Source organism: Bradyrhizobium sp. LTSPM299 (assembly GCF_000938235.1).
GTDB lineage: Bacteria > Pseudomonadota > Alphaproteobacteria > Rhizobiales > Xanthobacteraceae > Bradyrhizobium.
Genome location: NZ_JYMU01000006.1, coordinates 115,905 through 140,313 on the forward strand (window position 1 = coordinate 115,905; position 24,409 = coordinate 140,313).

Below are 24,409 nucleotides of genomic sequence, written 5' to 3' on the forward strand. Positions count from 1 at the left end.
GCTCATATCCGGCGATTCTTCATTTCAAACGTCAGCACACGTCGTCCAGAGCCGTCCGAAGGGGTCCCAGTTACAAACATAAAATCTATGGTAGTTTTGATCCCCAGCCGTCATTGAAAAGGCGAACGCCTCATTGGGAGGACAAATGAAGCTGAACGAAGGGAGCCGGCTGACCCGCCGGGCCGTCCTGAGTGGGGTCGCATCCGGCGCGCTGGTCGTGGCCGATCGGGCGTTTGGCCAGGCAGTGAACGGCCTCACTGCCAGCAACGGTAATCCGCCGTCTGCCCCGAGCGACAGCACTGTGGACACCTTTCATGGCGTCAACATCCCTGATCCGTATCGCCCCCTTGAGGATTCATCGCGGGCCGATGTGAAGGCCTGGATCGACGCTCAGGATGTCCGCACGCGCGCATTGATAGACTCCCTGCCGATCCGAAAGCAGCTTCATGATTTCATGAATGCGGCCCTGGACTATCCGCGGACCACGGTTCCGGCGCGATATGGCCGACGCTACTTCACGCTTTTCTCCGAAGGCCTGGACGATCAGCGTAGTGCCGGGGTTCAGGAGCATCCAGGTGGCCCGCGAAAGACGCTGATCGACGCAAACGCCCTGTCGTCCGACGGCACGGTGGCAATTCAGTCGATCTTCCCCGACCGGCCCGGCACCAAGGTCGCTTACCTCTTGTCCGAAGCCGGAAGCGATCGAGAAACGATGCGAGTCCGCGACGTCGAGACCGGCCAGGACCTGCCCGACGTTCTGGCCTGGTGCAAGCATACGACGGTTGCCTGGTCCCGTGACGGATACAGTTTCTATTATTCCCGCTACCCCGGCGACAACGATCCCGCCGATTGGAACCGCCGCGGCCAGATCGTATGCCTGCATCGGCTTGGAGAGCCGCAGTCGGCCGATCGAGTCATTTTCCGGCAGACGGATGCCCGCGACTATTATTTTCAGGTCGCGTCATCCATCGATGCCGACCTGTTGAAGATCGTCGCCAGGGTCGGAACGTCGGAAAAGGCCGGCTATTTCGTCGCGCCCCTCCACGATGCCTCCCAGATTGTGGAAATCTTCCCAATCGGTTCAGCGGGCTTCTATCCGATCGCAAATGTCGGTCCGACGCACTACGCGATCACCAACCTCGATGCACCCAAATGGCGGCTTGTGCGCATTGACCAGTCCGATCCAAAACCGGATCGATGGCACACCGTGATTGCCGAAAGTGAGGCGCCGCTGAATTCCGCTGCGGTGTTCAACAGCAAGTTGGTCGTCAAACACTATCAAGACGTCAATCAACGCGTCGCCATTCATGATCTCAGTGGCAAGCACCTGTCGACCGTTGACCTCGGCGGCTTCGAGAGCGTGTCGTTTGGACGGCATTTCAGGGACGATGATCATCTGCTGCTCGAGGTCAATGACTACAAGCAAGCAAGCCGCATTGAGTGGTTGGACCTGGAGACCGGCAAGCCGTCCCTGTTTCGTCCGTCCGCGGCGAAGCACAACCTTGCCGATGTTGTGGTCCAGCAGATTTTTGTGACCAGCAAGGATGGCGCGCGTGTCCCGATGACCTTGATCCGTCAACGCGATATCCAACTCGACGGCAGCAATCGAACGATGCTCAACGCCTATGGCGGCTTCGGTTACGCATTGTGGCCCTATTACAGTGACAAGATTGCCGCTTGGGTCCGGATGGGTGGTGTCTACGCCCTTGCCTCGATACGTGGCGGAGGCGAGTACGGCCAGCCGTGGCATGACGGAGGTCGACGCACCCACAAGCAGGCCTCATTCGACGATTTTATCGCATCGGCCGAATGGCTGATGGCCAACGGCTACACCCGTCCGGACAGGTTGGGTATCAATGGCGCGAGCAATGGCGGCCTGCTGGTGCTGGCAGCCATGCTGCAGCGGCCCGAGCTTTTCGGAGCAGTCGTCTCCGCCGTTCCAGTCACCGACATGTTGCGTTTCACGAAGTTCACGTTCGGCATCAACTGGATTCCGGAATACGGGAATCCTCAAGCCAACGAAGCCGACTTCAAGGCGCTTTTCGCCTATTCGCCGCTTCACAATATCCGCAAGGGCGTGAAGTATCCGCCGCTGCTGGTTCTGACGGCGGATAACGACGACCGGGTTGCGCCGGCTCATTCGTATAAGTTCGTGGCAACGTTGCAGGCCCTGTCGCCAGAGAGCACGGTCTACCTGGGCGTTGAGCGGCGTGCCGGCCACTCCGAGGGCAATGCGTTAGGCAAATCCATCAATCGCGAATGCGATACGCTCGCTTTCCTATGTGACAGGCTTGGAGGGGCGATGCAGGAATTGCCGAAGATCAGTCGTTCATTCGATTGAGTCCCATCGCGCTTCCAAATGGGAGGGCCGCCAAAAATGGGTGAAAGCGAAGTCGTCCGCCTTCGGACTGAAGGGCCATCCAGCGAACCTCAAGACCGCACGAACGAAATCGTTTGAACTTTTCTTACCAAAGCATGCCGCTCAGGTCGAGCGCTGGTAGGACAAAGTCAGGGGAAACAGGCAGCATCTTGCGGTCCCATTCCACCCATTGCGTGCGGAGCTCGTTGAGAAGATCGGGATGTTTGCGAGCGACATCGCCCCGCTCGCGTGGGTCCCAGGCGATGTCAAACAGAAACTCCCTGTCGCCGACCTTCAGGTATTTCCAATCCCCGGAACGCACGGCTCGTTGCTGTCGGTTGGCGAGACGCCAGAACAGGGTGCGTTGCTGTGGGGGCCGCTCGTCCGCGAGCAACGGCATGAGGTCCACGCCGTCCAGTTGGAGCATGGGGTCGGCGGCAACGCCCGCGGCGGCCAGGCACGTCGCGGTCAGGTCCATGCTGATGGTCACCTGGTGCGAGACCATGCCCGGCTGAACGTGCCCCGGCCACCAGATGATCTGGGGAATGCGCAGTCCGCCCTCGAGCAGGTCCCACTTCCGTCCGACAAAAGGCCACATCTTGGAATAGCGTTCGCCGCCATTGTCGCTCGTGAATATGACGAGCGTCTCGCGGCCGCTCTTCCGCACGGGTCCATGACTCGCCCGATCCCGGTATCCAGGATGCCCATCATCTCGGCATAGATGCGAGGAGAGCCTCCCTCTTTCCATTCCGCAGGGTCCACCTCGCGTTCGCGGGCGGCAGCCTCCACCGACGGTGCCGACCATGGCCAGTGGGGAGCGGTGTAGTGCAGGCTGAGGAACCAGGGTGCCTCACCAGCGTCGGATCGCTCGACATAGGCGGTTGCGCGGTCGCTTAGCAGGTCGGTGACGTAACCGACCTCATCCGTCGTGGTCTCGCCTTCGTAGAGGTCCAGCTCGCCGTCATCTCCGCGATGCGTGTAATAACCCGTGAAGGCACCCATGACGCCAAAGAATTCGTCATACCCGCTTCGAAGCGGTCCATAGCGCGGCAAGTAGCCCAGGTGCCACTTGCCGATCAGGGCGGTGCGGTATCCCGCCCGCTGCATCAGCTTCGGCATCGTCGGAAAGCGGGGCGGCAGGCCCATGCCGTCCTGCGATCGCTGCTCCGGCAGGAGCGGCTCCGCCAGGCCCAGCGGGAAGCGATACTGATACTGGCCGGTCATGATTGCGACGCGCGTGTTCGTGCACAACGGCGCGTTGGCATAGGCCTGGGTGAACCGCACCCCCTCGGATGCGAGGCGGTCCAGCGCTGGCGTCGCGTAGTCGGTCTGGCCGCAACTTGACAGGTCGGCATAGCCGCAATCGTCAACGACAACGAATAAAACGTTCGGGCAGGAGTCGGTTGTCATGGGCCGCAAACACTCCTGGCTAGATGGCTCCCGCGGCACTCTGCGTGTCAAACGGACGGTTCCGAGGTCTGGTTAATCAAGCCATAGTAGCAAACAACTGAACGCCAATCAGTCACCAAGCGACTTGCGGAAAAACACGCGCTGATAACCATTCTGCTCGCGACGCTCTGTTTCTACCCATCCGAGAGCTGGATACATCGCCAGATTTTCCGACATCTTCTCGTGTGTGTACAAGGTTATCTCGCGATAGCCGCGACGGACTGCTTCTTGTTCAGCAAAATTCAACAACGCGCGCCCGATACCGCGACCATGATGGCTCGGGTCAACGGCGACGTTATCCAGGAGAAGGTGGTCTGTTTCGTCGATGAGGATCAGCACCCCTGCTAGCTGATCGCCAACTTCCGCCACCCAGGCGGCATGGTTCCGTACGTGCGCTGAATAGTCGTCCAGCATAGGTCCTGGAGGTTTTCCGATCCTCTCGACGTACACGCGGTATGCATCCGATACGATACGCTCTATTGCAGGTAGATCGGCGACGTTCGCTGGACGAATTATCATGCGCTTTCCCAATCGGCGTCACACGGAGAAAACAGACACACGTAATTTCACAGCATTTGGACCCTGTTCAACAAGGCGAACAAGCCCTTTTCTAGCTCCGAATAAGTTATTGATTTTGTTGATCACGCGAGCCCGCTGTTCGATCCGAAACGCTCGCAACAGGGAAGCGACATCCCGGAGTTGCTTGCGTAGTCTGCGTAGCCCCCAAAGCAGACATTCTGCACGTATGAGCCACCGGCGCGACGGTTTGCGCAAAAGGCCTGCCCTTCAGCGGTCAGTGCTTCATCCGTTTAATCACCGGCAGCATGCTCTAGCGGAGGCATGTACTCGCAAATCCGGTCAGTCCATGCCCGCGCTGCCGTCAGGAGCGGACGTGGTCGGCTAGATCCAGCACGTCGGTTAAGGGCCAAAAAGGAGGTGAATAGAATCTCTGATCACAGCGCAGAACAATGGAGACAACCGCTTTCTTCAGGCCGGTGCGACAAGCGACGACATGGGAACGTCCAGCGCGTACACATAACCTGTTGCGTCATACGCCAATTTGACCTGACCTCTCAATTGTTGGCCAAGAGATCCGATCAAGCGCGTTCCAAAGCTCTGTCGGGAAGGTGCACGGACTGAGGGACCACCTTTTTCGGACCAGGTTAGTTGCAGCCGCTCCGTCGGCTCGTCAATCTTCCATACAATGTCGACGCTTCCGGTCGGCACCGAGAGCGCCCCGAATTTCGTGGTATTGGTGCAAAGTTCGTTTAGCGTCATCGCGAGGGCGATCACCGCTCCGGACGTGATTTTGATGTCGGGACCCGCGATCGAAAATCTTCCGACGCCTTCTTCGTTGTCATATGGCGCTGTCGCGCCGCGGATCGTGTTTGCAAAGTCGGCATTTGCCCATCTCGCCTGCAAAAGCAGATCGTGCGCTCGACCGAGCGCCACCAGTCGTCCTTCGATCGCGTGTTGCCCATGTTCGAGACTTGTTGCGGTCCGCAGACTTTGTGAGGCAATGGCGCTCACTGTCGCCAAGGTATTCTTGATGCGGTGGTGCAACTCCTCCAGAATTAATTTCTGCAGCTTGTCAGCCGCCTCGCGCTCCTTTGCGTCGATGCCAGCCTGCGCAAGAAGCACCTCTGCGTCGATGCTTGCTTGCTCGAGCAACAGGCGAAGGTTGTCATTTTCTGCCGTCAGGAATTCGTTGGAAGCAGGGTCAGTTGATCGTGAGGTGTCGGGCGTTTTCCGAGTTTCCGCCTGCACGGCCTTTGCGAGAACCGGAGAAAGATCAGCTTGTATGATGCTCAGTGAACCCTGCCCAATCATTTGCTGCATTTCTGCAATCATCTGCTTTACCTCCAGCGGCTTTCCAAAAAAGCGGCTGTGGTCGGGCCTTTCGGCGTCCGTCGGCACCAGTTTACCGGAAACCAGGATAATCTTGATGGAGGGCCATCGCTCATGGACGGCGTGAGCCAGCCTGAGGCCGTCCATGCTGCCGGGCATCTGAATGTCCGTAAACAGGAGTTCGATATCCGAGCGCGACTCAAGAATGGCCAACGCCTCGTCGGCGTTCACCGCTTCGATAGGAGTGAAGCCAGCGTCCTCGACGATGTCCACCGCGCGCATGCGCAGCATCATTTCATCTTCGACGACGAGAACCTTCGGCGGCACTTCTGGTTTGCGCAAAAGCATAGCTACCTGACAATCTCTTTCCGAGCTGGCATGCAATCAGGCTCATGAATACTGACTGTCGTGGATATCAAAGAATCGAACCTAAATGTGAGCACTTTTGCTCACTCTTTCAGGCCAGGAGCGGCGTTCCAGCCTAATCACCGTCATCGTTCTGCCGGTGAACGAACTGTCGATGAACTTCGCGTCCTGACGCGTTGACCACGGATATCTCAAGGTCTTGGTCGTCGCGGAGGCTCCCGTCGCGGAAGTGCCGGACAATTTCCTTGCAATAGTCAATTGCTTCCGACTGTGTTTTGAACTCGATCCCAACTTTATCTCTATGCGGGACGCCATCTTTCATATCGAAGAAGAACTTCTGCATCGTCATTCCCTCTGCACACCAATCCGGCGCGCCGGCATTCGTTCCGACCGCACGGCCGTCCAGCAATCAGATTGGAACCATTTCGAGACGATTGGCGGCCCTAGGCACGACCGAACGCCCGCCGTGGCGTCCAATGTCCCCACATCCGGCGTTCTCAGGTCAGGTTCAATCGGTCGAACAAGGGTCCCCTCCGCAGCGCCACAGCCGATGCGCACCCATTTCGGCAGCGCGCACGTCCGTTTTGGGTCAAAGGACGAGATCCCAGAGTTGCCTGCCTGAGTCTGGTTCACCCCCAACAGGGCACAGAAGAAGTAGTCAGCGTCCGCGAGCGGAAGGGAAGAGTTTCGGCGTGCGCCTTTGGGCGCAGTCGCCTCGTCACTCCGCCACGCCTGCAGAGGCCACCGGCGGTGCGCGCAGTTCAGGTTCAATCAGCGTCTGATAGCGCGACGGCTCGGCACGTTCGATTGCCGCAATATCGGGTGCGCCGCCATTGCGCCAGCCGACATAGGCGTCGCTGGTCTCGATACCCATTGCCTCGGCAACGAGTTGAACCCAGTTCCTGACCCTGATGTTGTCGCGACCGTCGAGCGCTGCGATTTCGCGATGGCACGGATGAAAGATCGTACACACGGTGTCGGCGCCATTTTCGATCGCCGCCGACCAGGTCTCGCCGATCACCGCCTTCAGTGCGCCTGGCACAGTAGCAATGCCACTGCACATGTGGCCGGGATGTGCAGGTCCTTCGATCAGTTCGAGCCCTGGTATTCGCGACAGCACGCTGGTGACGCGATCGTTGATCGGCACGTGAGTTGAGAAACCGAGATGCTGGTGCAGCAGCACGCGGTGCGGCACTGGAACAGTCAACAATGGCGCCAGCCGCTCGATTGATGCGACGAGCAATTCGGAAATGTGCGTGATATCGAACGCAACCGCGTTGCCCGGCGCCATGATGTCGGACATGTGCATGTGGCACGAGGGACACCAGGTAACGAGCGTGCCGCGACCATCCCTCGTGACGGCTTCATTGAAGCGGCTGACGGTCCGGCCCGCCATGTTGCTCGCTCCAAGCGGTTGATGGTCGTGGCTGGTGCCGCAGCAGTAGGCCGGGCCGCCGGCGGCGCTGACATCGTAGCCTGCACGCTCCAGCAGCATGATCGACAGCCGGATCATTTCGGCGTGGCGCAGCATGTTGCAGCCGAACCAGAACGTGACGCGATTGTCGCTCACATCCATTTCTCAAGCTCCTCATCGCTGAGCTGCAGTCGTGCGAAGGCCTTGATGCGCGGGAAATAAGAAGGATCCTGCTTGGCCGGTAGCTGGCGCGTTTCGTTGATCGCGCGTTGCTTGGCAATCCGGACCAGCAGCATGGCATCAAGCCCCACAGCCTTTTGCGGGCACGCATCGACGCACTGGCCACTCTTGGTGCAGGCGCCGACCCAGGCCACCGTCTCTTCTGGAGCAGCCGCACCGCTCGCCAACTGCCGCAATCCACTGGTGACGATCTTGGGATCAGCGCCGCGCAAATTGACGTAGTCGACCATCGGACAGGCGTTGAAGCAGGCGCCGCATTCCGTGCACAACGCGGCAAGCTCCGGGCCGGTTTGCTCCAGGAAAGCTTCGGTGGTTGCGGCGCGCGCTCGGGGAAGCCGGGTCATGGCACGGGTAAAATGCGCTCTCGTCGCTTTTCGGTCAAGGTTGCGCCGACACGATCAATTGCAGATACCACCGGTTCGCGCAGGCGAGCCGGAGAGGCAACCGACGACCCTCCGACTTCCGCCTTGGGGCGACATCCCGGAGTTGCCTGCACAACTCTGGCTCCCCCCAAGAGCGAACGACTCGCGCTTACGAGTACACGCCGCCTAATCCCCGCCAGCCCCCACAGCAGCCGGCCGCGATTTCATCTCGCCGAGATAGGCCTGCTGCATCATTTCGTTGTCGCGCAGGCTTGCGGCCGAACCGTGCAACACCACCTGGCCGGTCTGCAGGACGTAGCCGTAATTGGCGATCGATAGCGCCATGTTGGCGTTCTGCTCGACCATGAAGGGAGGTCGACGGCTACTTGCCGTTATCCAAATTGCGAGATTTGCGGCTTTGCACCCCAAGAGCAAAAGCCCTTGGGCTCGAAGGGAAATTGGCGTTCGCGATAGAGCAGTTCGTCGGCTATCGATTTTACACCGGAAGAATACTCAAACACCATCGCGTCGGGGCCCCTGAAATAGAGGAAGCGGGCCGATGAGGATGGATGCCGTCCCGGACCGAAGGTGATCGGAATGCCCCTCTCCTTCAGGAAATAGTAGGATCGCATCACGTCGTCGCCGGTCTCAACCTGGTGGTTGATGTGCTGGATGCCGCTGCGATCGGAAGGAAACAACGCGATCGAATGATGGACCTCGTCGATGCGCAACAAGGGGGCATCGCCGATTCGATCGGAGACACGGGCGTTGCAAACGCTTGTCCAGAACTGCTCGTCGCGGGCAACATCTGACGAACAAAGACCGACGTGGCTAAATCCAGTGACGCCGGCGTCGCGCCCCCCGAAGTAGCGTCTTCCGGACCGCTCAGGCTGGTAGACGAGTTCAATATTGTTACCGCTGGGGTCCCTGAAGGCAATGAAGCCTTTGACGTGCCGCGAACTCGCTTCGCTTTCGGTGCCGCCACGGACTGCATGCCCGAGCCGCTCGAGCTCGGACGCTGCCATGTCCAAATCCTGCTTATCGCGGACCTCAAAAGCGACCGCCTGGTCGGCAGGATTACCTTCGAAGTAGCAAAGCGTATGGTCGCGCGCATCGGACTTGAAGCAAACTGCCCCCTTGCGATGCTCGGAGACCTGCAGACCGAGATAGTCGACCGCAAACCGCGATGCTCCCTCAAGATCAAGGGTCCCGAGCCTGACGTAGCTTACATCCATCAGCCTGATCAAATGTCGCTCCTGTTTCTCGCCGGTCAGCAGAATTCGGGTAGGTCGCTCTCGCTACCCCAGGTGCAAAACGACGAACGACTGCGAGGGAACTGACGCGGGCGATGGGTTGCTTCGTCGGCGATGTCGTCACCTTCGGTAACGAAGGAGAATAACGTCTCGTCGGGACCGACAAAGGTCACGAACATCTGGTTCGACGTCGGACGCCGCCCGGGGCCGTGGACAATTCGCACCTGCGCCGATCGCAGAAAATAGCTGTTCTGCATCAGCAGATCCACGTTCTCGACGCCGAACTCGATTGCGAGAGTCCCTTTGCCGGTTGAGGGATAATAAGCGAGCCGATGGTGCGCCCGGTCGAACCGGAGAAACACCGCGTCGCCGATCCAGTCGCTGACGCGGCCATTGAACAGCGTGGTCCACGACCTTTCGCACGCCAGAACGTCCCGGCTGCGAAGGACTACGCCCGTCAATCCTACAACACCGGCATCGCGCCCCGGGAAGTAACGCCAACCCGACTGCAAGGGTCTCAGAACGAGATCGATCGTATTGCCCCCTGGATCACGAAAGCTCGCGAACGCGCGCACTTTCCGTGCAGAGCAATCTTGCTCCGAGCCAACGACAACTTCGATACCGTGCTGCGACAGCTCGGCGATAGTCTCGTCCAAATGCGCCCGGCTGCGAACCTCGAAGCCCACAGTATTTTCGGCAGACTCGCCAATGAAGAATACCAGCGTGTGATCGCGGAAATCCGAGCGGAAGTAAGCGGCCTGGTGGGTCCGATCGACCAGTTGCAGCCCAAGCACTCGCTCGGCGAAATCGACTGCGGCAGCCAGGTCGCGTGTCGCGAGGCGGACGTATCGAAGCTGGTCGATCGCGATCATGTGTTGCACCAGCCTTTGGTTTCCAGGACTTCGTCGCGCGACGGAATACTACGGGATTGCCCCTCGATCAGGCAGCCCGGATTACTTGATGGCAAGCTTGGCTGGATCAGCGACCGCCTTGAACGTCTCGAATTCGACGCTATACAGCGTACCGTCAACTTTCTCGACCCGGCGAATGTAGATGTCCTGGACGACATCGCGGGTCTTTGGATCAATCGACATCGGGCCACGCGGACTTTCCCACGCCATTCCCTTCATCGCCTCCACAAGTGCCGGACCGTCGGTCTTGCCGTCGGTCCTTTTCAACGCTTCGTAAATCAAGTGCATGCCGTCATAAGCGCCGACGCTGACAAAGTTTGGCCGCACATTGCCGTTTGCCTTCTTGAAGGCGGCTACATATTCCTTGTTCAACGCGGATCCGTGATGGGCGGAATAAAAGCCGGCCGTCACGGTGCCTACCATCGCATCGCTCATTCCGGGCAGGTCTTCGTCGTCGGCGATATCGCCGGGCCCGATCAACTTGATCCCGGATTTGTCGAGTCCGCGTTCGACGAATTGCTTGGCCAGGATAGCCGCCTGGCCGGCGGGGACGAAGATGAACAAGGTATCCGGATTGCCGTCACGAGCACGCTGCAAGAACGGGGCGAAGTCGGGGTTCGCCAGAGGCACCTTGAGCGCCTCCACGATGGTGCCGCCCGCCTCGGTGAAGGTTGCGGAAAACACACCGGAGGCCTCATGCCCCGGTGCCCAGTCCGAAGCAATGATGGTGACGCGCTTCGATCCGTTCTTCGCGACCCAGTTCGCCAGTACGCTTGCCTGTTGTGCATGAGTCCAGCTGGTACGCACAAAATAGGGAGACCGTTCCGTGACGATCGACGTCCCCGACACCATCACCACCGTCGCGGTCTTGCTCTCGTTGACCAGGGGCGCGACGGCGAGCACGTTTGGTGTAAGGCCCCCGCCCAGAATGGCGACCTTGTCGGACAAAATCAGCTCCTGGGTCAGCCGCTTCGAATTGTCGGGAATGCTGGCATCATCCTTGACGATAAGCTCGATTGTGTGGCCGGCGACCACGTCGCCGTGTTGCGCCACGTACAGGCGAGCCCCGGCCACAGCCTGCTTTCCGACAGGGCCCAGCACGCCGGTGAGCGGCATGACCAATCCGATCTTGATTGTATCTTGCGCTGCAACCTGCCCAGCAAACAGCAGGCCGGACAGAGCGGATACAGAAAACAGACCTAAGGAATTCCTGAACATGTTCGCCAGCCTCCCTAGTATCGACTGTTAATGAGGCAGGCTTAGGCGTATTTTCTTTGCCGTGGCAGCCGCAAGATTGCGTTGCGCAAAGTCAAGAGTGAATAACTCATGTTTGACTGGGACGATCTTCGGCATTTCCTGGCGGTGGCCCGCCATGGCAGCACGATCGCGGCCGCGAAGGCACTCAATCTCAGCCAGTCGACCGTTCATCGCCGGCTCGCCGAATTTGAAAAATGCATCGGGCGGGATGTCGTTGTTCGACATGCGACGGGTTATCGGCTCACTGAGTTCGGCACGGCACTGCAGCCTTGGGCTGAACAGGTGGAAAGCGCCGTCGCCTCGCTCGAGCGCCATCTTGTCGCAGCAGACGACACACCAACCGGCTCGGTCCGGGTGACGTGCTCGGAGTCCATCGGCTATCGCTTGACGCAGTCGCCGCTGCTCGAGACCTTTCAAAGCCGTCATCCCAGCCTGCGGGTCGAACTCATTATGGGCGACCACTTCCTCGATATCGCCAAGGGCGAAGCCGACGTCGCGATACGCGCCGGTATCCCGAACGAAGAAACGCTCGTGGGACGCAAAATCGCCGATGTGCCCTGGGCGCTTTATTGCAGCCGTGCCTACCTTGCTCGCCACGGCCGGGTCGAGCGTGTCGAAGACATCGCCGGCCATTCGATCATCGAATTCGATGGCGATATCAGAGATCATCACGCGGCCAAATGGCTCCGGTCGGTCGCTCCCACGGCACGGGTGGTTGCCCGAAGCAATACCGTGCCGGGGTTGCTCATGACCGTGAGATCGGGGGCTGGCCTTGCGCCGCTACCCATGCCGCTCGCTGTCCGAGAGACCGACCTTGTGTCCGTGCTGGGCCCGTTGCCCGGACTCTATTCGCCGATCTACCTGCTGACACACCCGGACATCAGGCATACGCCGCGCGTCCGGACATTCTTCGATTTCATCATTGCCGAGATCGATAGCGTGCGCACAGTGTTGACTGCCGGCAACTAGACGCGTCCAATCAGATCAGTGCGCCACCAAGGGACAATCGCTATCCGCCAGCGACCGGAATGCCTGATCGCCGGGGATCACAGCGAGGATGTTATAGTAGTCCCACGGCCTGGTTGACTCGGACGGGTTTTTAACCTGGGCAAAATACATGTCGTGGACCATTCGGCCGTCTTCCCGGACGCGGCCGTTCCTGGTGTAAAAGTCGTTCACCGGCATCTCCCGCATCTTGGCCATGACCGCCTTTGCCTCGTCGGTACCTGCAGAAGCGATTGACGCTAGATAATGGCGGACGGCCGAATAGGTGGCGGCCTGCGCCATGGTGGGCATCTTTCCATGCAGATCAAAGAAACGTCGCGACCAGGTTCGGGTCTCGTCGTTTCGGTCCCAGTAGAATGCGGTCACAAACTTCAGCCCCTGCGCGACCTGCAGGCCCATGCTGTGAACGTCAGAAATAAAAACCAGCAGAGAGACCATCGTCTGCTTCTTTGTCAGTCCAAACTCGTTGGCTTGCTTGACGGCGTTGATCATGTCTCCGCCACTGTTGGCAAAGGCCACGACCTTGGCACCAGACGCCTGCGCCTGAAGCAGGTAACTGCTGAAATCCGAGGTGCTCAGAGGATGTCGCACGCTACCGAGCACCTTTCCTCCGGCAGCTTGCACTGCAACGGTCGCATCCGCTTCAAGTGAATGGCCGAATGCATAATCGACCGTGATGAAGAACCAGGTATCGCGGCCTTCCGCCACTATGGACCTGGCCAGGGCGGTCGTAAGCGCAAAACTGTCGTGAACCCAGGACGCCTCCGTCAGCGTGCATCCCTTGCCGGTGAAGGCAGTGCTCCCTACCGCGCCGGCAATGGCAATCCGGTTGTGGCCAGCGGCAAGTTGTTCGACCGCAAGAGCTACGGCCGAGTTGTCAAACCCGACCGCCATGTCGACATTGGCCGTTTCGAACCAGCCACGGGCGATCGCCATGCCGACATCGGCCTTGTTCTGATGGTCGGCAAAAATGATCTCGACGGGTTTGCCCAGAACTGTGCCGCCGGCATCCTCGACAGCCATACGCGCGGCAACGACCGAGCCTTGGCCGCCCAAATCCGCGTAGAGGCCCGACTGGTCGTTAAGCACGCCAATTCTGACGACATCGTTGGAAATCTGCGCGTCCGCCAGTGGCGCTCGAAAACACGCCGCGGCGAGAATCGAAAAAAGGATGATGATTGGTCGCATACCGTCCCCCGCCGCGTTTGGGCGCGCTGGCTTTCCCCGGTAGTGATCAAAGGGTAGGACGTGTAGGGACGGGACGCAAGAATCGTCAGGTATTTGCGGCAACTCTTGTATTTATTGACGCGGCTAACCGGCAGCGCCCACCGCTGCCGGCCGTGCCTTCATCTCGCCGAGATAGGCCTGCTGCACCATTTCGTTGTCGCGCAGGCTTGCGGCCGAGCCGTGCAGCACCACCTGCCCGGTCTGCAGGACGTAGCCGTAATTAGCGATCGACAGCGCCATGTTGGCGTTCTGCTCGACCATGAAGATGCTGGTGCCCTGGCGATTGATCACCTGGATGATGTCGAACACCTGCTCGACGAAGGCGGGCGACAGGCCCATCGACGGCTCGTCCATGCACAAGAGCTTCGGACGCGCCATCAGCGCGCGACCGATCGCGACCATCTGCTGCTCGCCGCCCGACAGCGTGCCCGCCTGTTGCTTGAGCCGTTCCTTGATGCGCGGGAACAGGCCGAAGACGCGCTCCTTGTCGGCCTCGATCTCGACATGGTCGTCGCGCGTGAAGGCGCCCATTTCCAGGTTTTCGAGCACGGTCATGCGCGGAAACAGTCGGCGCGCCTCCGGCACCGGCGCAATGCCCCGCTTCACCCGCTGGGCGGTCGGCAGCTCATTGATGCGCGCGCCCGCATAGGTGATCGCGCCGCTCTTGGGCGTTACGATGCCGAGGATCGTCTTCATGGTGGTGGACTTGCCGCAGGCATTGCCGCCGAGCAGGCAGACGATCTCGCCTTCGCCGACGCGATAGTCGACGTCCTTCAGGACGTGAAGCTCGCCGTAATAGGTGTTGACGTCCTTGAACTCAAGAAGCGGCGGCGGCCGCGGCGACGGCGTCTGTGGTTCGTCCAAGATAGGCACGCAGCACTTCCTTGTTTGAATGAACCTGCTTGGGCGTGCCCTCGGCGATCTTTTCGCCGTGATCGAGCACGATCACCTTGTCTGCGATCTCGTTGACGACGTCGAGCTTGTGCTCGATCAGGAGGATCGTCACGCCACGTTCGCGCAGTTGCCGGATCTGGTCGGTCAGCTCGAGCGTCTCCGTCGGATTCATGCCGGCCGTCGGCTCGTCGAGCAGGAGAAGCACAGGCTCCGTCACCAGCGCCCGCGCGATCTCCAGCCGCCGCCGGTTGGCGTAGGACAGCGAGAACGCGAGATGCTGGACGCGCGGCATCAGCCGGTTGCCGAAAATGCCCAGGATGTCGATTGCGCGGCTGCGCGAGGCGGCCTCCTCGCGCTTCACGCGCGGCAGCCGCAGCACGGCTCCGATGGCCCCTGTCGAGGTGCGCGTATGCGCGCCGACAAGCGCGTTCTCCATCAGCGTCATGTTGGCGAACAGCCGCAGGTTCTGGAAGGTGCGCGCAATGCCCTTTTCGACGATCCGGTGGGGCTTCAATCCAGTGACGTCCTCGCCTGCGAGCAGCACCTTGCCGCCGTTTGGCTGGATCAGGCCAGTGATGAGATTGAAGAAGGTCGTCTTGCCGGAGCCGTTCGGCCCGATGATGGCGACGATTGCCCCCGGCATGACGGTGAGATCGATGCCGTTCACGGCCTTGATGCCACCGAACGACTTCGCCAGGCCCTTGATCTCAAGCAGCGGCTTGCCCGGGTCAATCGTCCGCCGATGCAGCGGCACAAGTCCGGCCTCGACATCACTGCGCGTTGGCATCGCGTTCTGCTGCTCGTAAGTCAGCGCCGCCACCGCCGTGCGTTCGGGAATCAGCCCCTGGCGCCGATAGAGCATCATCACCACGAGGATGATGCCGAAGATCAGCTCGATCGACTGGGTCAGGTCAACCCTTTGCAGAAAGCCAATGCCGGTCAGATTGCCCAACGCTTGAATCCACTGCGTCAGGTCCTGCAGAAACCACGATTGCAGCAATTGCAGGATGAGCGCGCCGACCACCACGCCGGCGACATTGCCGATGCCACCCAGCACGATCATGACGAGAATCATGATCGAGACCGGGAACATGAACATCTCCGGCGTGGCCGTCTGTAATTTGGCCACGTAGAAGGTTCCCGTCACACCGGCAAAGCTCGCGCCGATGGCAAAGGCGAGCAGCTTGAGCTTGGTCCGGTTCACCCCCATCGCCTCGGCTGCGATCTCGTCCTCGCGTATCGCAAGCCAGGCCCGGCCGACGCGCGAATGCTTCAGCCGCGCGCTGATGAAGATCAACAGCACGACGATGGCCAGCCCGAGATAGTAATAGGGCGTCGACAAGACACTGAAATCGTAGCCGAAGAATTTCGGCGTCGTGACGCCGCTGAGGCCTTGCGCGCCGTTGGTGACATAGGGCGTGTTGCGCGCCACGATCGGCACGATCTCGCCGAAGCCGAGCGTCACGATGGCAAGGTAATCACCCTTGAGCCTGAGCGTAGGCGCACCGAACAACACGCCGAAGAAGGCGGCGACCAAAGCTGAAATCGGCAGCATCAGCCAGAACGACACATCAAGATGGACGGTGCCGACGCCGCCCCCCGCGTCGAGATGCTGGACAAGGCCAAGCCACTGGAACGGCTCCCAGAAGCTGCTCCACTCCGGCTGGATCTGATAGGACGACAGCGCGCCGTAGGTATAGGCACCGATGGCGAAGAACGCCGCATAGCCGAGGTCGAGCAGGCCGGCGTAGCCGACGACAACGTTGAGCCCGATCGCCAGCATGGCATAGGCGAGCGCATTGGCCGCCGCATCGATGTCGCCTTCGTTGCGGTCGATATAGGGAAAGGCGAGCGCCGCCACGAAGATGATGGCGAGCAGATAGGGACGGAACTGCTCACTCCCGACGCGATCCCGGATCGCCTGTATCAAGCTTTGCGAGCGCCCGATCGCCGGGAGCACCGCCTGTTGCGCGCGTTCGAGATGTTGATCCGCCACGCCGGTGCCCTAGGATTTTGTCGGCGCGGCGCGGCCGAGCAGCCCCGAGGGGCGCAGGACGAGCACGAGCACCAGAAGCGAAAAGATGATGACGTCAGTCCAGCGCACGGCGATGTACTGGCCGCCCAGCGATTCGATCAGCCCGATCACGACGCCCCCCAGCATCGCGCCGGGTATATTGCCGATCCCGCCGAGAACCGCCGCGGTGAAGGCCCGCAGGCCGGAGGTGTAGCCGATCACGTAACTCGTATAATTGTAGTAGAGCCCGAAGATCAGTCCGGCAGCTCCGGCGAGCGCGGATCCCAGGAAGAAGGTGATGCCGACCACGCGGTCGACGTCGACGCCAACCATGCGCGCCGCCTCCTGGTCCTGCGCCATCGCCCGCATCGCCTTGCCCATCTTCGTCCGCCGGACGAAATAGTGGAGCGCCACCATCAGCACCAGCGATATCGTCCACAACAGCACCTCGCGCAGGCGCAGCGTGACACCACCGAAAACCCACGCGGTGTTGGGCATCGGGTTGGAGTAATTCTTGGAGTCGGCGCCGGCCCCAAGCAGCACCAGATTGTACAGGATGTAGGATACGCCGATCGTGGTGATCATCGGCGCGGTGCCCGATACACCACGCAGCGGCCGCAACGCGAACCGCTCGATGGCGACGCCGAGAAGGCCGGACCCCAGCATCGTGACGATGAACACCGCAATCAGGACGCCGGCCAATGGCAGCCCGTGGAGAACATGCGACTGACCGGGAAAGCCGAGGGCTTCCAGCGTCCACATGGCGATGAACGAGCCCACCATGAAGACGTTGAAATGCGCGAAGTTGATCAACTCGATGATGCCGTAGACCATGGTGAAGCCGAGCGCGAGCAACGAATACATCGCGCCGAGGCTTACACCGTTGATCACCTGCTGGATCAGCACATCCCAATGCGTCATCGCCAGCTCTCTCGATGCGGCATCAAGAGCCTTGCGTTCACGACTGCGGCGCTGGCTCGAGATACTTCAGCTGGTGCGTGATGTCGTCGAGAGGGTATTTGTCATCGTGCCTGTACTGAAAGACGCTGACGGTGCGGTCGAGAATGTCGCCATTCTGGTCGAACTCAACGACTCCCTGCAGCGTTTTGACGTGCGAGTTCTGGATCGCGTCGCGGACATTCGAGCGGTTCATGTCCTTGCCGCTTTTGGCCACGTCCTCGACGGCCGAAAGGATGACCTTCGCCGCATCATAGGCGGTGATCGAATAATCGTCCGGGGTCGCCTTATATTTCTCCTGGAAGGTCTTCACGAACGAAGCCGCCTCCGGGCTTTCGGTCAAATGCGGGCCGGCATTGGTCCCATACCAGCCCTCGATCGCCGGGAAGCCGCCGCCCTTGAGGAAGCTGCCGCCGGCGACGCCATCGCCGCCAGCCTTGATCATGGTCGGGATGGTCTCTGACGCTTGCTTGGCGAGCTTGACGCCGGCTTGGGCGACGCCGCCATAATAGAGGGCGTCCGGATTGAGCGCCTTGATTTTGGTCAGAGCGGTCGTGTAGTCGGCTTCCTTGGGATCGAGCTGGTCGTGACCGACGACCTCGATGCCGATCGCCTTCGCCCGATTTTCGAATGCATTGGCGAGACCGACGCCGTAGGCACCGGAGTCATCGAGGATGTAGACCTTCTTCACATGCAGCTTGGCCTTGAAGTAATTGGCCATGTTGGGGCCCTGGTAGGCGTCCGTCGTCACGGTCCGGAAATAGACGGCCTTGCCCTTGGGCCGGAATTGCGCGGCCATCTTGGGATCAGTGATATCGGGGTTGGTCGAGGATGGCGTGATCGTCGCCATATCGGCTGCGCTGAGGATCGGCGACATCGCCTTGCCGCTGCCGCTCATTTCCGGCCCGACATTGGCGACGACCAGCGGGTCGGCGATCAGCTTCTTTGTATTGGTGGCGGCCTGGGCCGGATCATACTGGCCGGCGGTGGCTGTTCCGTCGTCATAGATCACCGGAACGATCGTATAACCGGCCACCCCACCCGCAGCGTTGGCCTCGTCGAAAGCGATCAAGACTCCATTCTTGATCAGGGTGGCGTCCTCGGCGTCGGCCCCCGTGAACGGCAATATAATCCCGACCTTGACCACCTTTTGTTCGGCTAATGCTGCGGTGCCACCAACAACTGCGGCGATCGCGGTGACAGCAATGGCTACGTTTAAAGCACGGCGTGTCTGCTGGAGCGGTTTCATGGGGTCTCCTCTTTTGGGGGTAAGAGTGCCTCGCTTGGAGCCTACGATCTATTCACCGGGACATTGGCTTAAACACCGGGTCTGGCTTGAAGAATGGAAAGCAACATTTAGGCCACCCGGCGCGGACACCTCGCGGATATCGCCAGAATGGTGAGGCTGGCCCAATTGCGATATTGCGACGCCGAGAGATGGCGGCGCCTCCTTTGCGTAAGTTCGACGGTTCTATGCAGCGCCGATGAAATCTTAGGCGGACGATCGCAACGAAGCAATCGTGAAGGCGACGCCGCGTACGGTTGGTGCCGACGGACGCACCGTCCCAACTGACAGGTGTCAGATCGTGTCGCTCTTCAGACGTGGGTGCGCTGCGGGGTAAAGGCGGAATGCTGGAACGGCCGGCTTGCGTCCGCTTTGGTCTCTCAAGCGGGCGTCTCAAGTTTGACGAGCGTATGGCCTAGTCCCGGAGATTGGCGCAGGACCGCGAATAGGTGGAACGGTCGGCCTGGTTCAGCCCCGCGGCGGCGCCCTCGTCCAGGCATCTGCTGACGCGGTCGCCGAACGAGCTGCGGCCGGAGCGGACGCTCGGCTGCGTCGGCACCGCGTCCATCTTCGGGATTGCCGGCACGTAGATCCGGGGTGGCGGCGGAGGCGCAGGCGGCGGCGGGTTGTACAGCGAGCCGCCGGGCGGGATGGTTTGCGCGAATGCGCTGCCGGCGCTCAAGGCGCAGATCACGGCACAGCTGAGGATCAACGATCGTTTCATGGCATCTATGTCGTCACCCTGTGGCGACGGTTCAAGCCAACCGCACGATCGTCAACGCCGCGGTGATATGCCGGTTCCCGGATTAACCTTCACGGCTTCTGATAGATCACGTGACCGGCGCGGATCGTGGTGCTCACTTTCGCAAGATTGCCGACGTCGCTGATGGGATCGCTGTCGAGCACCACGATGTCGGCGTCAAATCCTTTCTCGACCCGGCCCTTGCTTGCAGCCTTGAAATACCGCGCGGGGTTGGTCGTCAGCGACGCCAGCACCTGGCGCTCCGACAACGCGCGATGCATCAGCTGATATTCCCGCGTGGTGTCGTAGAGATTGATGAATCCGACGTCGGTGCCGAACAGGATCGCGCCGCCGTTCTCGGAAAACTGCTTGAGCTGATTGACGCCCGCGGCAACGAGGCGTTCCGTGACTGCGGGGATGAGGACGACGGTCGTAAACAGCGACAGCGTCGGGATCAATGCCGTTCCCTGCGCCTTGAAGCGTGCAAGCTGTTCGGGAGTATAGTCGCCTTGGGAAGGTGCGGTGTGCGCGAGAATGTCGACGTCCGCCGCGATCACCGTCTCTACGCCGATCTTGTTCTGCGGATGGGCGAACACTGGTTTGCCGCGCGCATGCGCCACATCGACCGCGGCCTTGGCGATGGCCGGGTCCATGTTGATGACCGGCTTGTCGCCCATGAACGCGCCGGTGAACAGCTTGATGCCGTCCTCGCCCATGGCGAGATAGTCGCGCGCCCATTGCGCGGCCTCCTCCGGCGTCGCGACTTCGGGAAGCTTGACCTCGCTGGGGACGTAAACGGGATGACCGCCCTTGGGGAACATGTTGCCGGCAAGCAAGATGGTGGGGCCGGCGACCTCGCCCGCGGCGATGCGCTTGCGCAGTGGGATGATGTCGACCGGGTTCGAACCGAGATCCCACACCGTAGTGAACCCCCATTGCGTCAGCATCTCCTGCATGTGCGCCGTCATCGGCGCGGCCGGTGCCGTGGCGGCATTCCGCCACGCGCCTTCCGTGAAATGGACATGGCTGTTCCAGAAGCCGGCAACGATCGTCTTGCCGCTGCAATCGATCACCCGCGCGTCTGAAGGCAGCTGGATCTCTCCGGACTTGCCGACCGCGCTGATGACGCCGTCGGTCATCACGACGACGGCATCAGGTAGCGGCGCGGCGTCGGGCGAAGCGTAAACACTGCCGCCCCGCAGCACGATTGTTTCGGCATCGGCGGCCGTCGGAACGGCAGCCGAGCCAAGAAGCCCAAGCCAAAGCGCGGTGCGGAGCCAGGTCCCGGTCATGGACAGCCTCTTCGATCATGATGGCACGCTGGCAAGACCCAGCGCGCGGCAACATAGCCGCCGCGTTCGACGCCGTTTGATCGTTGTTGCTGTGTTCGACGCTTATTTCAGCGCCGGCGCTCGAGCGTCTTCAAGCGAAGCGGCAGCCGGTCACTCCTCGGGGGCGTTCTCGATCGGATCGAACCGGTCGGCCTCGAGCCCGAGCAGATTCCAGGATTGCAGCATGTGCGGCGGCAAGGGCGCGGACGCATCGATCACGCCGCCGCGCGGATGCGGGATCACGATGCGGCGCGCCAGCAGATGCAACCGGTTTTGCATGCCGCCGGGCAGCTGCCAGTTCTCCTTGTTGAAGTATTTGGGATCGCCCACGATCGCGTGATTGATATGCGCCATGTGCGCACGCAGCTGGTGGGTGCGGCCGGTCACCGGTTTGAGCGACACCCAGGCGAGCTTCGCTGCCGACGCCTCGACCAGCGCATAGTAGGTCACGGCGTGGCTTGCGCCCTCATCGCCATGCGCTGCGATCCGCATGATGGTGTCGTCCTCGCTCTCCTCCTTGGCAAGATAGGTCGAGATGCGGCCCTGCTTCGGCTTCGGCACGCCCGCGACCAGCGCCCAGTAGATTTTTCGCGCCGAGCGATGCCGGAACGACCCGGTCAATGCGGTCGCGGCAAAGCGCGTCTTGGCAATCACCAGGCAGCCCGAAGTCTCCCGGTCGAGGCGATGCACCAGCCGAGGCTTCTGTCCCTTGGCATCGCGCATCACCTCCAGCATGTCGTCGACATTGCGCGTGATGCCGGAGCCGCCCTGGACCGCCAGACCTGCGGGCTTGTTCAGCACCATCACGTCGGCGTCCTCGAACAGGATCATGTCCTTGAGGTCCTGAAGAGTCTTCTTGGCCGCTTCGGAGAGGCTGCCGGCCGCCCTGGGCGTGTCGAGCTTCAGCGGCGGAATGCGGACGCTCTGTCCTTCTTCGAGCCGGTCCTTGCTGTCCGCGCGCTTGCCGTTGACGCGCAACTCGCCCTTCCGGACGATGCGCTGGATGTGGGAAAACGACAGGCCAGGGAAACGCGCCTCGAGAAAGCGGTCGACCCGCATGTTGTTCTCATCGGCAGTCACGACCACGGTCTGCACCTTGGTCGGCAACGGCGGTGGCTCGACGACGACTTTCTCGGGCTCGGGCACGAACGGCTTGGCGGCACGCGGCGGCGCGGCGGCAAAGCGCGGCGGTGGCTTGCCGCCCGCACGATGCACCGGCGCCCGCTCGGCTGCCGAGCCGCGATACGGACGCGCGCCCTTGGGGCGATCGCCTGCTGGGCGGAGAGGTCTCTTGACGCGGCGGCTCATGGGGTTGGAACTCCGAAGTTAAGCCGTTGGGTAGCGCAAATGCCGCGAATCGTCACGGCGAATCGGTACAAATTCCGCGCCAGAGTAGGCGATGCCGGGCTAAACAGGCTTGAACCGGGGAGCGTTCGAATGGGATGCGCCAGATCGGCCGTGGCGGCGCGCTCAGAACAGCCGCACCTGGATCGCGCCGCTGGTGATCTTCGGCGAACTGGCGTCGACGGCCGTCTGCACCTGCGGAAACTTGGTGCGCAGCACCTTCTCGACATCGTTGCGCAGCGAAGCGTTGCTTTCTGCCGAGACGAACGCGACCGTGCCTGAAGCCAGGTGGTTGGCATCGCTGAGCTCGGCGAAATCGGTATAGACCGCGTTGGCGCTATAGCCCTGCTGCAGCAGATAGTCCTGCATCTGCTTCGCCAGGTCCTTTTGCTCGGCGACATAGAGCACGACCACGACCTTGTTCTTGTTAGCGTCGGTTTCCAGCGGCGCGGCGGCCGGCGCCGCGGCTACTCTGGTCGCTTTCTCGAGCGCCTCGACGCGCCTGCGCAACGCCACGATCTGTCCCTTGACGTCGGCCCCCTGCTCGCCGACATCGGCCTTGATCTGCTGGGTCTGCGTCTGCAGCTGTTCCCTGACCAGGCTGACTTCGGTGCCGCCGGGCAGCTTGATGGCGAGATTGAGGATGGTCGGCGCGACGCACAGCAACGCCGCAACACCAAGCACGGCTGCGACGCCATTGGGGATGTCAGGATTGTTGAGGATCCTGCGCACCAATGCCCCGATCAGACCAAGACCGGCGAGAAGTGGCACGCCGACGATGGCAGCGGTCAGCCAGACATTATCCACGCGGCACCTCCAGAGGTTGCTGGCATATCATAAGGCTATTTCAGGGAAGTGTCAGCCGTTTCCGCGCTGCGCCCGCAGCTTGGCCCAATAGTCCAGCCGCTTGCGGATCTCGCGTTCAAAACCGCGGTCGGGCGGATCGTAGAAGGTCTGGCGCCCCATCGCTTCCGGGAAATAGTCCTGACCGGAGAACGCGTCCGGCATGTCGTGGTCGTATTGATAGCCCGAGCCGTAGCCTTCCGACTTCATCAATTTGGTCGGCGAATTCAGGATGTGCTTCGGCGGCAGCAGCGAGCCATTCTGCTTCGCCGCCTGCATCGCAGCGCCAAACGCGGCGTAGGCTGCGTTCGATTTAGGCGCGGTGGCGAGATAGATCACGGCCTGCGCGATCGCGAGCTCACCCTCCGGCGAGCCGAGGAAGTCATAGGCATCCTTGGCGGCGTTGCAGACCGCCAGCGCCTGCGGATCGGCAAGCCCGATGTCCTCCACCGCCATCCGCACCACGCGCCGCGCCAGGAACAGCGGATCCTCGCCGGCATCGAACATGCGGGCGAGATAATACAGCGCAGCGTCCGGATCCGAGCCGCGCACCGACTTGTGCAGCGCCGAGATCAGATTGTAATGACCGTCGGCGGACTTGTCATAGATCGGCGCACGGCGTTGCAGTATCTCCTGCAACTGCTCGGCGTTGAACACCTCGTCCTTGCGCGCGGCCCGCCAGACCTCCTCCGCCAGGGTCAGCGACGCGCGGCCGTCCCCATCAGCCATCCGCACCAGCACCGCGCGGGCTTCCACATCGAGCGGCAGCGCCCTGCCCTCGATCTTCTCGGCATTGGCGAACAGTTTTTCGATCGCGGCGGAATCGAGCGAGTGAAACACCAGCACGCGGGCGCGCGACAAGAGCGCCGCGTTGAGTTCAAACGACGGATTTTCGGTGGTGGCGCCGACCAGCACCACCGTGCCGTCTTCCATCACAGGCAGAAAAGAATCCTGCTGCGCGCGGTTGAAGCGATGCACCTCGTCGACGAACAACAACGTGCCCTTGCCGGTCTCGCGGCGGCCGCGCGCAGCGTCGAACACTTTCTTCAGGTCGGCAACGCCGGAGAACACCGCCGATATCTGCTCGAAATGCAGCTCGGTGGCATCGGCCAATAGCCGCGCCACCGTGGTCTTGCCGGTGCCCGGAGGTCCCCAGAACACCAGCGAGCCCAGCGTGCGTGTCTCGAGCATGCGGGTCAGCGCGCCGTCGGGACCGAGGATGTGGTCCTGGCCGACGACATTGGCGAGCGATCGCGGGCGCAGCCGGTCCGGCAGCGGTCGCGGAGCGTCCTGCTCCATCCCCGCCGC

General features: G+C 61.3%; 23 protein-coding genes. 2 read left to right on the forward strand and 21 right to left on the reverse strand.

What is annotated here, in order from left to right:
* Positions 1 to 145: 145 nt before the first annotated feature.
* Positions 146 to 2,341 carry a prolyl oligopeptidase family serine peptidase gene (locus tag UP10_RS01600; RefSeq protein WP_050043529.1) on the forward strand — a complete coding sequence of 732 codons (2,196 nt, stop codon included), beginning with the start codon at positions 146 to 148 and terminating at the stop codon, positions 2,339 to 2,341.
* Positions 2,342 to 2,465: 124 nt separating this feature from the next.
* Here UP10_RS01600 and UP10_RS45090 read toward each other — a convergent pair whose 3' ends face one another.
* From UP10_RS45090 to UP10_RS01650, 11 genes are all read right to left on the reverse strand, one after another.
* Positions 2,466 to 2,957 (reverse strand): sulfatase family protein, encoded by a 492-nt coding sequence (locus UP10_RS45090; RefSeq protein WP_349643951.1) that lies wholly within the window; start codon positions 2,955 to 2,957, stop codon positions 2,466 to 2,468.
* On the reverse strand, positions 2,846 to 3,769 hold the full coding sequence (locus tag UP10_RS01605; RefSeq protein ID WP_050043531.1) for a sulfatase-like hydrolase/transferase: 924 nt from the start codon (positions 3,767 to 3,769) through the stop codon (positions 2,846 to 2,848). The genes UP10_RS45090 and UP10_RS01605 overlap by 112 nt, the downstream gene beginning before the upstream one ends.
* A gap of 108 nt (positions 3,770 to 3,877) precedes the next feature.
* Complete coding sequence (locus UP10_RS01610) at positions 3,878 to 4,327, reverse strand: GNAT family N-acetyltransferase (RefSeq protein WP_044585692.1); 450 nt, start codon at positions 4,325 to 4,327, stop codon at positions 3,878 to 3,880.
* A gap of 468 nt (positions 4,328 to 4,795) precedes the next feature.
* Entirely contained in the window at positions 4,796 to 6,004 is a 1,209-nt protein-coding gene (locus UP10_RS42735; RefSeq protein ID WP_082076945.1) for a sensor histidine kinase, read from the reverse strand.
* 133 nt (positions 6,005 to 6,137) lie between these two features.
* Complete coding sequence (locus UP10_RS01620; RefSeq protein WP_044586116.1) at positions 6,138 to 6,365, reverse strand: DUF6894 family protein; 228 nt, start codon at positions 6,363 to 6,365, stop codon at positions 6,138 to 6,140.
* A gap of 375 nt (positions 6,366 to 6,740) precedes the next feature.
* The gene (locus tag UP10_RS01625) at positions 6,741 to 7,598 is read right to left on the reverse strand and encodes a heterodisulfide reductase-related iron-sulfur binding cluster (RefSeq protein ID WP_044585693.1); all 858 of its coding nucleotides are present in this window, start codon (positions 7,596 to 7,598) and stop codon (positions 6,741 to 6,743) included.
* Positions 7,589 to 8,020: a 4Fe-4S dicluster domain-containing protein gene (locus UP10_RS01630; protein WP_044585694.1), complete on the reverse strand. Its 432-nt coding sequence runs from the start codon at positions 8,018 to 8,020 to the stop codon at positions 7,589 to 7,591. Before UP10_RS01630 ends, UP10_RS01625 begins: the two co-directional genes overlap by 10 nt.
* 204 nt (positions 8,021 to 8,224) lie before the next feature.
* The gene (locus tag UP10_RS01635; RefSeq protein WP_044585695.1) at positions 8,225 to 8,404 is read right to left on the reverse strand and encodes a hypothetical protein; all 180 of its coding nucleotides are present in this window, start codon (positions 8,402 to 8,404) and stop codon (positions 8,225 to 8,227) included.
* A 26-nt stretch (positions 8,405 to 8,430) separates the two neighbouring features.
* Positions 8,431 to 9,285, reverse strand: coding sequence for a VOC family protein (locus tag UP10_RS01640; protein ID WP_044585696.1), 855 nt, complete (start codon positions 9,283 to 9,285; stop codon positions 8,431 to 8,433).
* 23 nt (positions 9,286 to 9,308) lie between these two features.
* A complete protein-coding gene (locus UP10_RS01645; protein ID WP_044585697.1) occupies positions 9,309 to 10,163 on the reverse strand; it encodes a VOC family protein in 855 nt (284 codons plus the stop codon).
* An 81-nt stretch (positions 10,164 to 10,244) separates the two neighbouring features.
* A complete protein-coding gene (locus tag UP10_RS01650; RefSeq protein WP_044585698.1) occupies positions 10,245 to 11,420 on the reverse strand; it encodes an ABC transporter substrate-binding protein in 1,176 nt (391 codons plus the stop codon).
* 108 nt (positions 11,421 to 11,528) lie between these two features.
* Between UP10_RS01650 and UP10_RS01655 the strand changes: the two genes are divergently transcribed.
* Positions 11,529 to 12,428 carry a LysR family transcriptional regulator gene (locus UP10_RS01655; RefSeq protein ID WP_044585699.1) on the forward strand — a complete coding sequence of 300 codons (900 nt, stop codon included), beginning with the start codon at positions 11,529 to 11,531 and terminating at the stop codon, positions 12,426 to 12,428.
* Positions 12,429 to 12,443: 15 nt separating this feature from the next.
* Here UP10_RS01655 and UP10_RS01660 read toward each other — a convergent pair whose 3' ends face one another.
* The 10 genes from UP10_RS01660 to UP10_RS01705 all read right to left on the reverse strand — a co-directional run bounded on the left by UP10_RS01660 (position 12,444) and on the right by UP10_RS01705 (position 24,400).
* Complete coding sequence (locus UP10_RS01660) at positions 12,444 to 13,652, reverse strand: ABC transporter substrate-binding protein (RefSeq protein ID WP_044585700.1); 1,209 nt, start codon at positions 13,650 to 13,652, stop codon at positions 12,444 to 12,446.
* A gap of 123 nt (positions 13,653 to 13,775) precedes the next feature.
* Positions 13,776 to 14,564 carry an ABC transporter ATP-binding protein gene (locus tag UP10_RS01665; protein ID WP_502692147.1) on the reverse strand — a complete coding sequence of 263 codons (789 nt, stop codon included), beginning with the start codon at positions 14,562 to 14,564 and terminating at the stop codon, positions 13,776 to 13,778.
* Positions 14,509 to 16,581: a branched-chain amino acid ABC transporter ATP-binding protein/permease gene (locus UP10_RS01670; protein ID WP_197086718.1), complete on the reverse strand. Its 2,073-nt coding sequence runs from the start codon at positions 16,579 to 16,581 to the stop codon at positions 14,509 to 14,511. The genes UP10_RS01665 and UP10_RS01670 overlap by 56 nt, the downstream gene beginning before the upstream one ends.
* 9 nt (positions 16,582 to 16,590) lie before the next feature.
* Positions 16,591 to 17,520 (reverse strand): branched-chain amino acid ABC transporter permease, encoded by a 930-nt coding sequence (locus UP10_RS01675; protein ID WP_044585702.1) that lies wholly within the window; start codon positions 17,518 to 17,520, stop codon positions 16,591 to 16,593.
* Between the two features lie 37 nt (positions 17,521 to 17,557).
* Positions 17,558 to 18,805, reverse strand: a complete 1,248-nt coding sequence (locus UP10_RS01680; RefSeq protein ID WP_082076946.1) for a branched-chain amino acid ABC transporter substrate-binding protein — start codon at positions 18,803 to 18,805, stop codon at positions 17,558 to 17,560.
* Between the two features lie 451 nt (positions 18,806 to 19,256).
* The gene (locus UP10_RS01685) at positions 19,257 to 19,565 is read right to left on the reverse strand and encodes a hypothetical protein (protein WP_044585703.1); all 309 of its coding nucleotides are present in this window, start codon (positions 19,563 to 19,565) and stop codon (positions 19,257 to 19,259) included.
* A gap of 89 nt (positions 19,566 to 19,654) precedes the next feature.
* Positions 19,655 to 20,875: an amidohydrolase family protein gene (locus tag UP10_RS01690; RefSeq protein WP_044585704.1), complete on the reverse strand. Its 1,221-nt coding sequence runs from the start codon at positions 20,873 to 20,875 to the stop codon at positions 19,655 to 19,657.
* A 150-nt stretch (positions 20,876 to 21,025) separates the two neighbouring features.
* A complete protein-coding gene (locus tag UP10_RS01695; protein WP_044585705.1) occupies positions 21,026 to 22,222 on the reverse strand; it encodes an RluA family pseudouridine synthase in 1,197 nt (398 codons plus the stop codon).
* Positions 22,223 to 22,384: 162 nt separating this feature from the next.
* Entirely contained in the window at positions 22,385 to 23,065 is a 681-nt protein-coding gene (locus tag UP10_RS01700; RefSeq protein ID WP_044585706.1) for a hypothetical protein, read from the reverse strand.
* A 51-nt stretch (positions 23,066 to 23,116) separates the two neighbouring features.
* Positions 23,117 to 24,400, reverse strand: a complete 1,284-nt coding sequence (locus UP10_RS01705; RefSeq protein WP_502692156.1) for a replication-associated recombination protein A — start codon at positions 24,398 to 24,400, stop codon at positions 23,117 to 23,119.
* Positions 24,401 to 24,409 lie beyond the last annotated feature (9 nt).

Bases quoted from the DNA above. Each gene is read 5' to 3' on its own strand.
- UP10_RS01600 (WP_050043529.1), top strand. From the start codon at position 146: ATGAAGCTGAACGAAGGGAGCCGGCTGACCCGCCGGGCCGTCCTGAGT.
- UP10_RS45090 (WP_349643951.1), bottom strand. From the start codon at position 2,957: ATGTGGCCTTTTGTCGGACGGAAGTGGGACCTGCTCGAGGGCGGACTG.
- UP10_RS01605 (WP_050043531.1), bottom strand. From the start codon at position 3,769: ATGACAACCGACTCCTGCCCGAACGTTTTATTCGTTGTCGTTGACGAT.
- UP10_RS01610 (WP_044585692.1), bottom strand. From the start codon at position 4,327: ATGATAATTCGTCCAGCGAACGTCGCCGATCTACCTGCAATAGAGCGT.
- UP10_RS42735 (WP_082076945.1), bottom strand. From the start codon at position 6,004: ATGCTTTTGCGCAAACCAGAAGTGCCGCCGAAGGTTCTCGTCGTCGAA.
- UP10_RS01620 (WP_044586116.1), bottom strand. From the start codon at position 6,365: ATGCAGAAGTTCTTCTTCGATATGAAAGATGGCGTCCCGCATAGAGAT.
- UP10_RS01625 (WP_044585693.1), bottom strand. From the start codon at position 7,598: ATGGATGTGAGCGACAATCGCGTCACGTTCTGGTTCGGCTGCAACATG.
- UP10_RS01630 (WP_044585694.1), bottom strand. From the start codon at position 8,020: ATGACCCGGCTTCCCCGAGCGCGCGCCGCAACCACCGAAGCTTTCCTG.
- UP10_RS01635 (WP_044585695.1), bottom strand. From the start codon at position 8,404: ATGGTCGAGCAGAACGCCAACATGGCGCTATCGATCGCCAATTACGGC.
- UP10_RS01645 (WP_044585697.1), bottom strand. From the start codon at position 10,163: ATGATCGCGATCGACCAGCTTCGATACGTCCGCCTCGCGACACGCGAC.
- UP10_RS01650 (WP_044585698.1), bottom strand. From the start codon at position 11,420: ATGTTCAGGAATTCCTTAGGTCTGTTTTCTGTATCCGCTCTGTCCGGC.
- UP10_RS01655 (WP_044585699.1), top strand. From the start codon at position 11,529: ATGTTTGACTGGGACGATCTTCGGCATTTCCTGGCGGTGGCCCGCCAT.
- UP10_RS01660 (WP_044585700.1), bottom strand. From the start codon at position 13,652: ATGCGACCAATCATCATCCTTTTTTCGATTCTCGCCGCGGCGTGTTTT.
- UP10_RS01675 (WP_044585702.1), bottom strand. From the start codon at position 17,520: ATGACGCATTGGGATGTGCTGATCCAGCAGGTGATCAACGGTGTAAGC.
- UP10_RS01680 (WP_082076946.1), bottom strand. From the start codon at position 18,805: ATGAAACCGCTCCAGCAGACACGCCGTGCTTTAAACGTAGCCATTGCT.
- UP10_RS01685 (WP_044585703.1), bottom strand. From the start codon at position 19,565: ATGAAACGATCGTTGATCCTCAGCTGTGCCGTGATCTGCGCCTTGAGC.
- UP10_RS01690 (WP_044585704.1), bottom strand. From the start codon at position 20,875: ATGACCGGGACCTGGCTCCGCACCGCGCTTTGGCTTGGGCTTCTTGGC.
- UP10_RS01695 (WP_044585705.1), bottom strand. From the start codon at position 22,222: ATGAGCCGCCGCGTCAAGAGACCTCTCCGCCCAGCAGGCGATCGCCCC.
- UP10_RS01705 (WP_502692156.1), bottom strand. From the start codon at position 24,400: ATGGAGCAGGACGCTCCGCGACCGCTGCCGGACCGGCTGCGCCCGCGA.